The organism is Paraglaciecola hydrolytica, from assembly GCF_001565895.1.
GTDB lineage: Bacteria > Pseudomonadota > Gammaproteobacteria > Enterobacterales > Alteromonadaceae > Paraglaciecola > Paraglaciecola hydrolytica.
Map to the genome: position 1 here is coordinate 472,249 of NZ_LSNE01000009.1, position 14,723 is coordinate 486,971.

Below are 14,723 nucleotides of genomic sequence, written 5' to 3' on the forward strand. Positions count from 1 at the left end.
TGAGTCATGTCTGATGCCCATGATAAAACCGAAGACCCTACGTCCAAAAAACTCACCGACACCCGAAAAAAAGGACAAATCGCTCGTTCAAAAGAATTATCGACAGCACTGGTATTAGTTTCTAGTGCGCTGGCCTTGATGTTTATGGGCTCTTACATTGCCGAGGCCATGTTTAAAATAAGTCAACGCACTTTTACCTTATCTAGAGACGAAACCTATGACTATAACCATATGTTTCAGGCTTGGGGACATGCCTTAGAAACTGTCAGTATGTCGGTTTTATCCTTTTTGGTGATCATCGCCATCGCAGGCATTTACGGTAATATTGCTTTGGGCGGTTACAATTTTACCTGGGAATCTGCCTCACCCAAAGCCAGTAAAATTAATCCGCTTGCTGGTTTTAAACGCATGTTTGGCATGAATGGTCTGGTGGAACTCCTTAAGGCGCTGGCAAAATTTGTGGTGGTTGCTGCTATGGCGTATCTGGCAATGGTTATTTTTCATGATGAGGCTCTACATATTGATATGGAGCTTTATCCAATGAACTTATTTCATGCTATGGATTTGATCTCGTGGGGCTTTTTGATCATGTGCTGTGCCCTGATCCCGATTGCGGCCTTTGATGTTCCTTATCAGGCCTGGAAACACGACAAAGAAATGAAAATGTCTAAACAGGAAGTGAAGGACGAACGTAAAAACTCAGAAGGTGACCCTCAAGTTAAAAGCCGCATCCGCCGTTTGCAATATCAAGCAGCCGCTAAACGTATGATGCAACAAGTTCCTACTGCAGATGTAGTGGTGACTAACCCGACTCACTATTCAATTGCGTTAAAATACGATCAAATGGGCACCACAGCCCCTATCTTAGTGGCCAAAGGCGTAGATGAATTAGCCATGCACATTCGTAAAATTGCTAATGCCCATGACGTGCCCATTGTGGAATCACCCATGTTAGCGAGGGCGATTTATTATTCCACCGAAGCAGACCATCCCATTCCCGAAAAACTGTTTATGGCAGTAGCCCAGGTGCTGGCGTATGTTTATCAATTAAAAGCCTACAAAAAAGGCAAAGGCAAACGACCCAAAGCGCTGCGCAAAGACTTGCCGATACCACCAGAGTTGAGACGCTAAGCGCTAGGCTGCTCTTAGTTATCGCTGCGCGACCGCGACTATTCGCTGCGCCTTGTCTAGACGTCCTGTCTGGCCATTTGACAAGGTACAAACAAAATCGGGTAAGTTGGAGTCGCAGTAATAAATGCCTTTCTTCGATTCAGTGTGGAGTTTAGGTTTGTCTTTTGTAGGAACGACTTTAGTCGCGATCTTCATTTAGTGAAACTTTGCTCTTGTTGATTTTTGTATGGAATATAAGCAACTAACACTAAGTTTTTTCATCTTGGCTTACTAGTTGCAAAATGCTTGTTAACGTAGTCTTAGGTGTCAAATTTTCGTCCATGCAATTAGCCTCCTATTTTGGTCAATTCGATAAAAAACAACTGAAATCAGCGGCTTCTGGTTTGGGTGCTCCAATCGTACTCTTGGCTATTATGGGCATGGTTATTTTGCCCATGCCTGCTTTCCTGTTAGATATCCTGTTTAGTTTTAATATTGCCTTGTCGCTAGTGGTTATTTTGGTATCGGTATTTACCAAAAAGCCGGTGGACTTTGGCATTTTTCCACTGGTTTTGTTAATTGCGACGGTATTACGTCTTGCGCTGAATGTGGCCTCTACCCGTATCGTATTGCTTGAAGGTCATGAAGGTGCAGATTCTGCTGGTAAGGTTATTCAAGCCTTTGGTGAAGTGGTTATTGGTGGCAACTATGCCGTTGGTATCGTGGTATTTGCGATACTGCTTATCATCAACTTTAAAGTAGTGACCGCCGGTGCAGGCCGTATCTCAGAAGTAAGTGCGCGTTTTACCCTAGATGCAATGCCGGGTAAACAAATGGCGATTGATGCTGATTTAAATGCGGGTTTTATCGATCAGGATGAAGCTCGTAAACGCCGTATGGAAATCACCAGTGAAGCGGATTTTTATGGTTCGATGGATGGTGCGTCTAAATTTGTAAAAGGTGATGCCGTAGCCGGTTTATTTATTATGTTAATCAACATAGTGGGTGGCTTGTTTATCGGCATGATCCAACATGATTTACCTTTTAGTGAGGCCATAGAAATTTATACCCTGCTGACCATTGGTGATGGTTTAGTGGCGCAAATTCCTTCACTACTGTTATCTGTGGCGACAGCGATTATCGTTACCCGCGAAAACGACTCCCAAGAGATGGGACAGGAACTGACCAGACAATTAGGTAACCAAAAAGCCTTGTATATTACAGCTGGCATATTGTTTGTCATGGGTATAGTGCCGGGCATGCCTCATGTGGCCTTTTTGGGTTTTAGTGCTGTAGTGGGAGGTTATGCTTATTATGGTTACTGGCGCAGTAAACAAGCGGAAAATGAACCTGAACTATTAAGCAATTTACCTGAGCAAAGTCGTCAACCTGCGGAAATGAAAGAGCTGGGCTGGGATGATGTGCAACACGTGGACACCATAGGTTTAGAAGTCGGTTATCGTTTAATTCCTCTAGTAGATAAAGCGCAAGGTGGCGAGTTATTGACACGTATAAAAGGGGTTAGGAAAAAGCTATCTCAAGAGTTAGGCTTTTTGATCCCGCCTGTACATATTCGCGATAACTTAGATTTAAATCCTAACAGTTACACTATCTCGATGTTAGGCGTGACAGTGGGGGAGGCTGAACTCAGTCATGATGATGAACTGGCGATTAACCCCGGTCAGGTATTTGGTAAGGTGGAAGGTAAAGCCACTAAAGACCCAGCCTTTGGACTGGATGCTGTTTGGATCCGTGCTAGTCAGCGTGAACATGCACAAACTCTGGGTTATACCGTGGTTGATGCCGCAACGGTTGTCGCTACTCATCTTAGTCAGTTACTCACCAATAATGCTTATCAATTATTGGGCTACGAAGAAGTACAGCAGCTATTGGATTTACTCGCGAAAAACAGTCCTAAATTAGTTGAAGGCTTGGTACCAGATATTCTCCCCTTAGGTACCGTGGTTAAAATCTTGCAAACCTTATTATCTGAAGGTGTACCTATCCGCGATATGCGCAGCATAGTGCAAACCCTATGTGAATATGGGCCTAAGAGCCAGGATCCTGACGTATTAGTGTCAGCGGTGCGCATCGCTTTAAAACGTCTAATTGTGCAGCAAATCAATGGTGGAGCTAACGAAATTCCAGTCATAACTTTGGCACCAGAACTGGAACAGATGTTGCACCAGTCCTTGCAAGCCGGTGGTGCTGATGGCGCAGGGATTGAGCCTGGTCTGGCCGAACGTTTGCAATCTTCCTTAGGTGATGCAGCACAACAACAAGAATTAGCGGGCGAGCCTGCCGTATTGCTCACATCGGGCATGTTACGACCAGTTTTATCTAAGTTTTTAAAACACTCAGTTAGCGGTTTACATGTGTTGTCGTATCAGGAAATCCCTGATGACAAACAAATTAAAATAGTCAGTGCCGTCGGCAAATAATGCGACACGCTAAAATGGCACTCAAGGGGGCAAGGTGAAAATCAGACGTTTTTATGGCAAAGATATGCGCGACGCACTTAAACAAGTGAAAGATGAACTTGGTGGTGATGCTGTGATTATGTCAAACAAGAAACACGCTGATGGGGTGGAGATTGTCGCGGCTTATGATAAAGAACCATCTGCCAGTGCAAAACCTAAGCAAGCTAAATTTGCCGGTTCCACCGCACCTTATCAGGGACAAACCCCAACCTTGAGTGAGATTATTGGCGATTCAGGCCCTGATAGTTTGCGTGCTTTATTGGAAAAACAATCAAAAGCCAATACCAATGCTGAACCTAGAGCCAAAATTGAACCCGTCATCCAAGAAGCTAAAACTGAAACTACGCTAAAAGCACCAAAAACTACAGTGACTCCAGTCCAGCAATATGAGCAAAAATCAGCGTTGGACGATATGCGCATGGAGCTCAGTTCCTTGCGTAATATATTGCAGTTTCAGATTGCTGGTTTGTTAAAACAAGATAAAAGTCGTAAACATCCTTTACATGCTTATTTAGTCTCAAGCCTTGAGCAAATGGGGATCTCCACACGTTTAGCCGAAGAAGTAGTGGCTTACGCGCCAGATAACGCGGATGAGCGGCAGGCTTGGCTGTTTTTACTCAAACTACTGGCTAACCGCCTACCTATTGGTCATGATGATATATTGGTGAATGGTGGTGTAGTCGCCCTGATGGGGCCTACAGGCACAGGTAAAACCACCACAATAGCTAAGTTGGCTGCGCAAGCAGCACACAAATATGGCGCTGAGCAAGTGGCGATAATTACCTTAGATAATTATCGTATTGCCGCGTTTGAGCAAATTGCTACTTATGGCCGGATTATTGGTTGTAACGTTAAAAAAGCGCAAAGTAGTGAAGAATTAGCTGATTTATTGTTTCAATTCAGAAATAAGCGCCTAGTATTAATAGACACTGCCGGTTTTGGGCAAAGAGATGTTAGATTAATCAAACAGTTAGATACCTTAAATGGCAATGTCTGTGCTAACATCAAAAAGTTCTTAGTATTACAGGCGAATTGCCAATATCAGGTTATTCAACAAAGTATCAAAGCCTATAGTCCAGTGGCGTTACATGGCTGTATTCTCACTAAATTAGATGAGTGTTATAGCCTAGGTGAAGTGATTAGCGCAGCGATAGAACATAAGTTGCCAGTATGTTATTTAACCAACGGGCAGCGGGTTCCAGAAGATTTACAAGTGGCAGACACAAAATTTTTAATTAGCAGTGCTGCGAAGCTTTATAAAAAATATGGTTTAATTCATACTACGGAAAATTACCCACATAATGCAGCAGTGGCAGTATGATTGAGGATCAAGCGAGTAGCTTAAGAAGAATGAATCAATCTAGATTAATCAAAGTAATTGCAGTAACCGGTGGTAAGGGCGGCGTAGGTAAAACTAACGTCACACTTAACACGGCTATTTCCTTGGCACAACAAGGCAAAAGAGTCATGGTACTCGATGCTGACTTAGGTTTAGCTAACGTCGATGTATTACTCGGACTACGCGTTGAAAAAAATCTATCTCATGTGCTTTCCGGTGAATGTACTCTTGATGAAGTATTGGTTGAAGGACCTTATGGTATCAAAATAGCGCCAGCAACATCGGGTAGTCAGTCAATGACAGAGCTCACACCCATCCAACATGCTGGGTTGATTAGAGCTTTCAGCGAACTTAAATCACAAATTGATGTATTGATTGTTGATACCGCAGCAGGTATTTCCGATATGGTTTTGAGTTTCTCTAAAGCCTCACAGGACATACTGATGGTGGTATGTGATGAACCTACCTCATTAACCGATGCCTATGCATTGATTAAAATTCTGAATAAAGAACACGGCGTTTTTCGCTTTAAAATAGTCGCCAATATGGTGCGCTCAATGCGTGAAGGTGATGAGTTATTTAGTAAATTAACCAAAGTGACTGACCGTTTTCTGGATGTTGCCTTAGAGCTAGTAGCCGTTATTCCTTTCGACGAGAACGTACGTAAATCAGTCAGAAAACAAAAGGCGATAGTAGAGGCTTTTCCTACCTCTCCCGCGGCTATGGCAATTCGTAAGTTAGCTAAAAAAGCCATCGAATGGCCAATTCCAACTCAACCAGGTGGACATTTGGAGTTCTTTTTAGAACAACTTGTCAGTGGTAAAAAAGTTATGGGCGAGCATCGGTGAGTAGTAAAGCCGCAGCTTACCAGCAAATGGCTGATAAAAATGAATTGGTAGAGCGGCATGCACCGTTAGTCAAACGTATTGCTCATCACTTGTTAGCGAGATTACCTGCCAGTGTATTGGTTGATGATTTGATTCAGGCGGGTATGATCGGCCTGTTAGAAGCATCGCGTAATTTTGATGGTAGCAAAGGTGCTAGTTTTGAAACTTTTGCTGGTATACGTATCCGCGGCTCAATGTTAGATGAAATCCGTAAAGGTGACTGGACTCCTCGTTCTGTTCACAAAAATGGTCGTGCTATTACCGAGGCTATTAGGCAGGTAGAGCGTGAAACCGGAAGGGATGCTCGCGATGTGGACGTGGCAGAAAAACTACAAGTTGGCATAGACGAATACCACCAGATGTTGCTTGAAGTTAATTCAGGCAAGCTGATTGGAATTGAAGATTTGGGCGTCACTGAAGATGTGGTCACCAATGAACAAACCAAAGGTTCAGATACACCATTTGAAGATTTATTACAGGGTTCATTTCAAAAAGCCCTCGCTCATGCTATTACTACTTTGCCTGAGCGAGAGGCTATAGTACTTTCTCTTTATTACGATGAAGAATTAAACTTACGAGAAATTGGTGAAGTACTGGATGTGAGTGAATCCAGGGTCAGTCAAATACATAGTCAGGCTATGCTGAAACTTAAAGTTCGCATGCAATCCTGGCAAAATAACGAAAATTAATAGTGCATTGCAGACGGGGTAGACCCCTTACCGGAGGTAGTTTTGGATAAGAATATGAAGATTCTTGTTGTTGATGATTTCTCAACAATGCGTCGGATTATCAAGAACTTACTTAAAGATCTTGGCTTTACGAATATACAAGAAGCAGATGATGGCAATACTGCCTTACCTATGTTGCAACAAGGTGATTTTGACTTTGTGGTAACTGATTGGAACATGCCAGGCATGCAGGGGATCGATTTACTTCGGGCGATTAGGGCTAATCCTAACCTGAAACATATTCCGGTATTAATGGTGACTGCAGAAGCCAAAAAAGAACAAATCGTAGCGGCTGCGCAAGCAGGGGTTAACGGTTATGTTATTAAACCCTTTACTGCGGCTACACTTAAAGAGAAATTGGCAAAAATATTTGAACGCTTAGGTTAAATTCAGGCTGCCCTGATTAAGAGGAATGACTGTATGAAAACCACTAGCGATGCTCTTATTTCTTTGCAAGATGCAAAGTTGCTTGTTGAGTTATTAGAACAAGGGGACAACGAAGGCGCTAATAATTTACTGGACGCTGTCGGAGTACATAATTCAGTAGAACTATTTGCTGAAGTAGGCAAATTAACTCGTCAATTGCATGATTCACTGAATAATTTTCAGCTTGATCCACGCATTGTGGATATGACTAAAGAAGATATCCCTGACGCAAAAGCCCGTTTAACCTATGTTATCCAAGCCACGGAAGATGCGGCAAATAAAACCATGGATTTGGTTGATTCATGTATGCCTATTGCAGAAAAACTGCATGAGGGTATTAGTGGATTGTTGCCAGAATGGAAAAAGCTGATGTCCCGTGAATTGCAATTAGGTGAATTTAATCACTTGTGTAAAAAAATGGATCAGTTTTTAGAAACTGGCAGCCAAGATTCTGCAAAATTAACTGGTTTGTTAACCGAAGTGCTGATGGCGCAAGGTTATCAAGATTTGACGGGGCAAATTATTCGCCGTGTTATCGAACTGGTTAAAGAAGTTGAAGACAATTTAGTCTATATGTTAACGATGTTTGGTGGGATTGAGCCAAAAGACGGTAAACCGCGTAAGGAAAGGCCTAAGAAATCAGACAATCAGGCCGATATGATAAAAGCAGAAGGACCGATACTAGATGCAGAGAGTCGTGAAGACGTTGCATCTGACCAGGTTGATGTTGACGATTTGCTTTCGAGTCTTGGTTTTTAGGGGTACGAGCGTATGGCTTTTGATGTGGATGAGGATATATTACAAGACTTTCTAGTAGAAGCTGGAGAGATCCTAGAGCTATTACAGGAACAACTGGTTGATCTAGAAAATAATCCAGAAGATGGCGGTTTGCTTAACGCTATTTTCAGGGGCTATCATACCGTCAAAGGTGGCGCAGGATTTCTATCCTTAACCGAACTTGTTGATATTTGCCACGGCGCGGAAAATGTTTTTGACGTGATGCGCACTGGCCAACGCACCCTTACTCCTGAATTGATGGATGTCATACTTCAGGCTACAGATGAAGTTGTGAAAATGTTTAGTAGTGTGAAAGCCGGAAAACCTTTGGTTGCGGCAGAACAAGACTTACTTGATACCTTACACCGCCTCAGTCGCCCAGAATCCGAAGATGAAGTAGTTGATGATGAAGAGTCTGTGGCGCCATCCACAGACGAAGACCATGAACCCGTCGCGGTAGTTGCAGAAAAAGAATCAGGTGATTTTAGCGAAGATGAATTTGAAGCTTTGTTAGATGAACTACATGGCAAAGCTGCCCCAGGTGCTAAAGACGCCGTTGTTGAGAAAAAATCCCCAGCTAAAAGTGGTGCAGACGAAGACATAAGTGATGACGAGTTTGAAGCTCTATTAGACCAGTTACATGGTAAAGGCCAGTTTAAAGCCGAAAACGAAGTACCCCTTCCCGCTAAACCAGTAGAAGCTGCTAAATCCAATAAAGCCAAATCCGGTGATGACGAAATTACTGATGAAGAATTTGAAGCCTTGTTGGATCAATTACATGGTAAAGGGCAGGCGCCCGATACCGTTGAAGCAGAGAAACCGGCTGCACCTAAACCTACTGAAAATAAACCTGCTGCCAGTGCCGCTAAACCTGTAGCGCCAGTCGCTAAAAAAGCGCCAGCGCCAGTAGTGAAAAAAGCTCCTGAAAGTGCCCCCGCTAGCGGCGATTCTGACAGTAAAGAAGATAAAAAATCAGGTGGCGCACCACAGGCCGAAACGACGGTCAGGGTGGATACTAAACGTCTTGATCAAATTATGAATATGGTCGGCGAGTTAGTATTAGTGCGTAATCGCTTGATTAGCCTAGGTATTAATATCAATGATGAAAGCATGTCTAAGGCAATTGCTAATTTAGATGTGGTAACCGGTGATTTGCAAGGCGCGGTGATGAAAACCCGCATGCAACCGATTAAAAAGGTGTTTGGCCGTTTTCCAAGGGTTGTGCGTGATTTAGCTCGTACACTGAAAAAAGAAATTACCCTTGAGCTTGAAGGTGAAGAAACCGATTTAGATAAAAACCTAGTAGAGGCTTTGGCCGACCCCTTGGTGCATTTAGTCAGAAATTCAGTCGATCATGGTATTGAAATGCCAGAAGATCGCAAAGCTGCGGGCAAACCTACCATGGGTACGGTTAAATTAGCTGCTTCGCAGGAAGGCGATCACATACTGCTTACTATCACAGATGATGGTAAGGGCATGGATCCCGAAAAGCTCAAAGAAATTGCCATAAAACGTGGTGTTATGGATGCCGATACCGCGGCCAGAATGACAGACGTTGAAGCATTTAACTTGATTTTTGCTCCGGGCTTTTCAACAAAAACAGAAATTTCTGAAGTGTCGGGTCGTGGTGTTGGTATGGATGTGGTGAAAACCAAAATCAACCAACTTAATGGCACAGTAAAAATTGATTCTAAAATGGGCGTAGGTACGATATTAGAGATTAAAGTGCCGCTAACCCTAGCGATTTTACCTACCTTGATGATAGTGGTAGGGGAGCAAACCTTTGCTCTACCATTGGGTTCGGTAAATGAAATTATTAACGTTGATCCAACTAAAACCAATACGGTTGATGGGCAATTAACGATGATCGTTAGATCAAAAGCTATTCCCTTGTTCTATTTACGTGAATGGCTAACCAGAACACCAGGTAAACACGGTATTATCGACAAAACTAAAGGTCATGTTGTTGTGGTACAAATTGGTACTAAGCAACTCGGCTTTGTGGTTGACGCCCTCATTGGGCAAGAAGAAGTGGTAATTAAACCCCTTGACGAACTATTGCAAGGCACTCCCGGCATGGCAGGGGCAACCATAACCAGTGATGGTGGTATCGCCCTCATTCTCGATGTTCCTGGTTTGCTAAAACGATATGCGGCTAAGCGGGGTTAACAGCCCCTGCAGTCTTTTTTACACATAAATTAACGTTAGTTAAGGCTTAGATGGCATACCGAATTTTAATTGTTGATGATTCAACATTTTTTCGCCGTCGTATTACTCAGATCTTGCAAGAAGATCCCGAGTTGCAGGTAGTAGGTGAAGCAAAGGATGGTATGGAAGCCATCAATTTAGTTAAGCAATTGAAACCAGACGTGGTCACCATGGATGTGGAGATGCCGGTGATGGATGGCATTTCTGCGGTAAAACAAATCATGGCCCAATGTCCGGTGCCAATTATCATGTTTTCCTCTCTTACCCAAGATGGTGCTCAAGCCACGCTGAATGCTCTTGATGCAGGCGCATTGGATTTTTTGCCTAAAAGATTTGAAGATATCGCGCTGAATAAAAAAGAAGCCGTGGCTTTACTGCAAAACAGAGTGAAGACCTTAGCGCGTAAAAATCCCGGCTTAGGTCAACGTCCACTGGCAAGATTAAGGGAGTCATTGCAACCTGCGGCTGAACCAAAACCCGCTCTACATTCATACACTAGTAGTTTTACCCAAACTAACAATGTGAATACCGCGGCTCGTTCTGGACTTAAAAAGTCATATAAATGTCTAGCCATTGGCACGTCTACTGGCGGTCCTGTGGCCTTGCAAAAGATTTTGATTGATTTGCCTGCCACTTTTCCTTATCCAATTATCATGGTGCAGCATATGCCCGCTGCTTTTACTGAGGCGTTTGCCAGTCGACTTAACGAATTATGTAAAATTAATATCAAGGAAGCGCAGCACGGTGAGATGTTGAAAAAAGGCGTGGCCTATTTAGCGCCAGGTGGACGGCAAATGACCATTGAAGGGCATTCAGGCTCCGCACATATTAAAATTTCTGAGCCAGAGCAATTTCCTCAGGCTGCATATAAACCTAGTGTTGATCTCACTTTTGACTCATTGGCTAAAGTGTATGGTGGTGATGTTTTAGGTATCATCTTGACAGGTATGGGCGCAGATGGTCGTGAAGGCTGCCGTACATTAAAATCTAGAGGCGCCAGAATTTGGGCTCAAGATGAAAAAAGTTGTGTGGTTTATGGCATGCCACAAGCAGTTACCGTGGCCAATATTTCCGAAAATAATTTTGATATATTGCAAATGGCCAGTCAGATTAAAGCAGAAATGCTGAATTAAAGTAACGTGACTCTTTGGACGATATAACTGTTTTAGTTTAATTGAACACTACATTGTACATCGTAAATAATAAGATAAGGCTTAAATGTGATCGTCTGGACTGTAGCTAATCACAAAGGTGGAGTAGGTAAAACCACAACTACTGTCACCTTAGGTGGGCTGTTAGCGCAAGTTGGCAAACAAGTCATTTTGGTTGATACCGATCCGCAGGCTTCGTTAAGTTATTATTTTGGGGTTGACTCAGAACAATTGTCTAGCAGTTTGTACGATGTGTTTATGAGTGGAAAAACGTTAACTAAAGAAGATGTGTTGGACTGTTTGTGTCCAACCAAGTTGGACTCCTTGTTTATTTTGCCTGCGACTATGGCCTTGGCTACCTTGGATCGAAAAATGGGTACCCAAAATGGCATGGGCCTTATCCTCAAAAAAGCCTTAAATTTAGTCGCAGACGAATTTGAATATGCCATTATTGATTGCCCACCGGTATTAGGTGTGTTGATGATCAATGCTCTGGCGGCTTGTGATCGAGTCGTCATTCCTTGTCAGACTGAGTTTCTGGCTTTAAAAGGGCTAGAACGCATGATGCATTCCATGGAGATAATGCAAAAATCGCTCGGCAAAGAATTTGCGTTTACCATAGTGCCGACTATGTACGACAGGCGCGTCAATGCGGCAACCGAAGCGTATAAAACGCTTAAAGCGACTTATGGCGATGGTGTTTGGCCTGGGGTAATACCGGTGGATACACGTTTCAGAGACGCGAGTCAGGCACAAAGCCCCCCTTCGGTTTTTTGTGCTAAATCTAGAGGTGTTTTTGCCTATGGAAAATTACTTAAATTTATTTTGGAGTGCAACGTAGCAGCATGAGTGGCAAGCCTTTCGCGAATGAAAATGTCATGGAAGACTACATGTCAGCTTTGTTGACCGAAGAGCCTGTGGTTGAAGTACTACAAAAACATGCTATTTCACATTTATTGGAAACAGCTAAACCAGCAGCACGCAGTGAACCCTTTGTGCCGCAACTCGCTCCTCAACAGGAACAAATTAAAGTTATTGACGTTGAGGTCGAAAAAACAGCTACAGTAACAAAGAAAAAGACCGTCAAAAAACAAGCTGTAGTGCCTGAAGAGGGTTTTCAAGCATTGTTTTTCGAAATTGCCGGTTTAACCTTAGCGGTACCTTTGACCGAATTAGGTGGTATCCATCAAATCGAAAGTATCAATCCCTTGTTTGGTAAACCTAAGTGGTTCAAAGGGGTTATGTTGCACAAAGAGCATAAATATAACGTAGTAGATACTGCAAAGTGGATAATGCCAGAAAAATCCGCCGAAAAACTGGCAGAAAGTGCAAAATATCAATATCTTATACTATTAGATGAGAGTGGTTGGGGACTGGCCTGTGAACGTTTAGTCAATACCGCCACTTTACAGCCAGAAGATGTTAAATGGCGAAGTGCCGATGCGAGTCGTCCATGGTTGGCCGGCATGGTTAAAAATAAAATGTGCGCCTTGGTTAATGTGCAGCAACTTGTTGCCATGTTAAACCAAGGTATCAGTAGTTATGATTAACCCTAAGGGGTTGGAGCAATTGCAATGAGTAATAACAAAAATTCAAGTAATAAAGTCACTGCTGGTGATGACGTTTTGCAATGGGTTACCTACAAGTTGGGTGAAGAAACCTATGGAATTAATGTTATGCAAGTGCAAGAAGTATTGCGTTATACCGAAATTGCTCCTGTACCGGGTGCACCAGACTACGTATTAGGTATCATTAACTTACGTGGCAACGTGGTTACCGTTATTGATACCCGTTCACGTTTTGGTTTGCCTTCTTCAGACATCTCAGACAATAGCCGCATTGTGATTATCGAGTCAGACGATCAAGTCGTAGGTATTATGGTCGACAGCGTTGCCGAAGTGGTTTATTTGAAGGCATCCGAAATTGATAGCGCCCCTAATGTTGGCACAGAAGAGAGTGCTAAATTTATCCAAGGTGTGAGTAATCGTGACGGTCAACTGTTGATCTTGGTGGATTTAAATAAACTGCTCAATGATGATGAGTGGGATGAAATTACCAATATTTAATCCTAACTGCATCTGACCTGTGATTATCAATAGCTTGCGACCAACTACGGCATCCCAGTTGTTATTTATGATTAGTGGCAGCTATGCCTGAGCTGCTAATCATAGGGCTTGGCCTTGTACTGCTATTAACCTTCTGTGGCCTAACATGGTTTATCTTAAGCAAGTTCAAGCAATTAAAAAATCGGTTGTCTGAGTCAGACGACGCCATGCGCCAAACCCTCGAAAAATTAGCCCAACTTGATGATGAACTGCACGAAATTCGTAGTGGTAATCAGGCGCTGGGCAAAAAGGTCAAAGAACTCATCGTTAGCATCAACGGCTTGGATGACAAACAACAAAAACTTGCTGAACATGATCCGCAAAGTCGCTTTTATCAAAAAGCCGCAAAATTAATTGCCGGAGGTGCCACACTAAACGACGTTATGCAGGAATGCGATTTACCCAGAGCCGAAGCCGAGTTGTTATTTAGCCTGCATCAGCGTTAAAAGTCGTTTGCGCAGTATGTTTTTTCTGCCTGTTAATTTGCACCCAAAGTAGTTCCAGTTTCAAATATTATTTGCATCAAACATTGAACCATGACTTACAAGTTGAACTGAAGTGAATTTTGGCTTTAACAAACCACTAAGTGGATCAATTTTTCAATGCAATGCTGGATCTATTTCTCATACAAATTAACAACTATAAACATAATGAGTCAAAGCGCTCGGACTCAGCAAAGCTTCGCTGGTGTTTGAGCTGTATTAGTTTGAGCGTGTTAACATTTTAGCGAAAACCTATTGAGATTCTCAGCCCTTACCAGACTCTCCACATATTGGTTTAGTTCACTTTACAATATTGACAAAATAGCTTTTTCTTAAACTGTCACTGCCATAATTAAATTGAACCTTAGATACATTTGAAATTTCAAAATCGCCACTATTAATAGGGCACTTGTAACTAAAATTGTAAACATTATTATTGTCTTCAACATTACTAAGAATGGAGGATAATTTTCGCAAACCCATTATACCCCAATCTTGTTCAATTTTTTTGCAGTTCAATTTCTTGTATTCACCATTTTTACTGAAATATTCATAATTTAGAGAACCTCCAAATGAATGAATTACGACAAAATATTGAGGTGCTTTCTTCTCATCAAATATTGGCTCACCCCAGGAGGATGGAAAGATTTTTTGAATGGGTCTACTTTCATCGTCTTTGGTCAAAATATAAGCCTGTAAGGCAAAGGATTCAGAACTATATAATTTATATATCTCTCCGTATTTACTTGGTAGCTCAATGTTGATCCATTTAGAATTATCTGTCCTAATATTGACTACAGCTTTGGCATTGTAACTTCCGTCAAAGCTCATTATTTTAATATATAGCAGCTTAATTTCTGGTGTGACAAAAATATATAGGCCATTTTGTGAAGGGGTTGCCGCTTTACCTTCAACTAAATATGAGGGTGAGATTGAGGGGGGCAAATTTATGCGTATCTTCGAATAAGTTTCTTCAAAACTTGAAACTGAATAGCGTTCAGTTGCAATGACTCTACTAATAAAATCATCA

14 protein-coding genes are annotated in these 14,723 nt (G+C 42.4%); 13 read left to right on the forward strand and 1 reads right to left on the reverse strand.

All coding sequences use genetic code 11. The annotated features are described in order from the left end of the window. The first annotated feature begins 6 nt into the window (after positions 1–6). From flhB to AX660_RS17910, 13 genes are all read left to right on the forward strand, one after another. Positions 7–1,131 (forward strand): flagellar biosynthesis protein FlhB, encoded by a 1,125-nt coding sequence (gene flhB / locus AX660_RS17850; protein ID WP_068379775.1) that lies wholly within the window; start codon positions 7–9, stop codon positions 1,129–1,131. 320 nt (positions 1,132–1,451) lie between these two features. Next, entirely contained in the window at positions 1,452–3,551 is a 2,100-nt protein-coding gene (gene flhA, locus AX660_RS17855) for a flagellar biosynthesis protein FlhA (RefSeq protein ID WP_068379778.1), read from the forward strand. Between the two features lie 34 nt (positions 3,552–3,585). Continuing rightward, positions 3,586–4,911 carry a flagellar biosynthesis protein FlhF gene (gene flhF / locus AX660_RS17860; protein WP_068379780.1) on the forward strand — a complete coding sequence of 442 codons (1,326 nt, stop codon included), beginning with the start codon at positions 3,586–3,588 and terminating at the stop codon, positions 4,909–4,911. Further along, complete coding sequence (locus AX660_RS17865; protein WP_068379783.1) at positions 4,908–5,777, forward strand: MinD/ParA family protein; 870 nt, start codon at positions 4,908–4,910, stop codon at positions 5,775–5,777. Before flhF ends, AX660_RS17865 begins: the two co-directional genes overlap by 4 nt. Beyond that, positions 5,774–6,505, forward strand: coding sequence for an RNA polymerase sigma factor FliA (locus AX660_RS17870; protein WP_068379785.1), 732 nt, complete (start codon positions 5,774–5,776; stop codon positions 6,503–6,505). The genes AX660_RS17865 and AX660_RS17870 overlap by 4 nt, the downstream gene beginning before the upstream one ends. A gap of 42 nt (positions 6,506–6,547) precedes the next feature. Then, on the forward strand, positions 6,548–6,931 hold the full coding sequence (gene cheY / locus AX660_RS17875) for a chemotaxis response regulator CheY (protein WP_068379788.1): 384 nt from the start codon (positions 6,548–6,550) through the stop codon (positions 6,929–6,931). A gap of 33 nt (positions 6,932–6,964) precedes the next feature. Then, positions 6,965–7,729 (forward strand): protein phosphatase CheZ, encoded by a 765-nt coding sequence (locus tag AX660_RS17880; protein ID WP_068379791.1) that lies wholly within the window; start codon positions 6,965–6,967, stop codon positions 7,727–7,729. A 12-nt stretch (positions 7,730–7,741) separates the two neighbouring features. Then, entirely contained in the window at positions 7,742–9,916 is a 2,175-nt protein-coding gene (locus AX660_RS17885) for a chemotaxis protein CheA (RefSeq protein WP_068379794.1), read from the forward strand. 50 nt (positions 9,917–9,966) lie between these two features. Then, positions 9,967–11,088: a protein-glutamate methylesterase/protein-glutamine glutaminase gene (locus AX660_RS17890; RefSeq protein ID WP_068379797.1), complete on the forward strand. Its 1,122-nt coding sequence runs from the start codon at positions 9,967–9,969 to the stop codon at positions 11,086–11,088. Between the two features lie 87 nt (positions 11,089–11,175). Further along, complete coding sequence (locus AX660_RS17895; RefSeq protein WP_068379799.1) at positions 11,176–11,955, forward strand: ParA family protein; 780 nt, start codon at positions 11,176–11,178, stop codon at positions 11,953–11,955. Further along, the gene (locus AX660_RS17900) at positions 11,952–12,656 is read left to right on the forward strand and encodes a chemotaxis protein CheW (protein ID WP_068379801.1); all 705 of its coding nucleotides are present in this window, start codon (positions 11,952–11,954) and stop codon (positions 12,654–12,656) included. The genes AX660_RS17895 and AX660_RS17900 overlap by 4 nt, the downstream gene beginning before the upstream one ends. 24 nt (positions 12,657–12,680) lie before the next feature. Further along, the gene (locus AX660_RS17905) at positions 12,681–13,172 is read left to right on the forward strand and encodes a chemotaxis protein CheW (protein ID WP_068379803.1); all 492 of its coding nucleotides are present in this window, start codon (positions 12,681–12,683) and stop codon (positions 13,170–13,172) included. Positions 13,173–13,255: 83 nt separating this feature from the next. Continuing rightward, entirely contained in the window at positions 13,256–13,657 is a 402-nt protein-coding gene (locus AX660_RS17910; RefSeq protein ID WP_068379806.1) for a DUF2802 domain-containing protein, read from the forward strand. A gap of 336 nt (positions 13,658–13,993) precedes the next feature. Here AX660_RS17910 and AX660_RS17915 read toward each other — a convergent pair. Continuing rightward, the coding region (locus tag AX660_RS17915) for a hypothetical protein (RefSeq protein ID WP_162266432.1) at positions 13,994–14,723 on the reverse strand (730 nt) is incomplete at its 5' end.

Excerpts from the sequence above, each read along its gene's own strand:
- flhB (WP_068379775.1), top strand. The coding sequence starts at position 7 with ATGTCTGATGCCCATGATAAAACCGAAGACCCTACGTCCAAAAAACTC.
- AX660_RS17910 (WP_068379806.1), top strand. The coding sequence starts at position 13,256 with ATGCCTGAGCTGCTAATCATAGGGCTTGGCCTTGTACTGCTATTAACC.
- AX660_RS17865 (WP_068379783.1), top strand. The coding sequence starts at position 4,908 with ATGATTGAGGATCAAGCGAGTAGCTTAAGAAGAATGAATCAATCTAGA.
- AX660_RS17900 (WP_068379801.1), top strand. The coding sequence starts at position 11,952 with ATGAGTGGCAAGCCTTTCGCGAATGAAAATGTCATGGAAGACTACATG.
- flhA (WP_068379778.1), top strand. The coding sequence starts at position 1,452 with ATGCAATTAGCCTCCTATTTTGGTCAATTCGATAAAAAACAACTGAAA.
- AX660_RS17905 (WP_068379803.1), top strand. The coding sequence starts at position 12,681 with ATGAGTAATAACAAAAATTCAAGTAATAAAGTCACTGCTGGTGATGAC.
- AX660_RS17885 (WP_068379794.1), top strand. The coding sequence starts at position 7,742 with ATGGCTTTTGATGTGGATGAGGATATATTACAAGACTTTCTAGTAGAA.
- AX660_RS17890 (WP_068379797.1), top strand. The coding sequence starts at position 9,967 with ATGGCATACCGAATTTTAATTGTTGATGATTCAACATTTTTTCGCCGT.
- AX660_RS17880 (WP_068379791.1), top strand. The coding sequence starts at position 6,965 with ATGAAAACCACTAGCGATGCTCTTATTTCTTTGCAAGATGCAAAGTTG.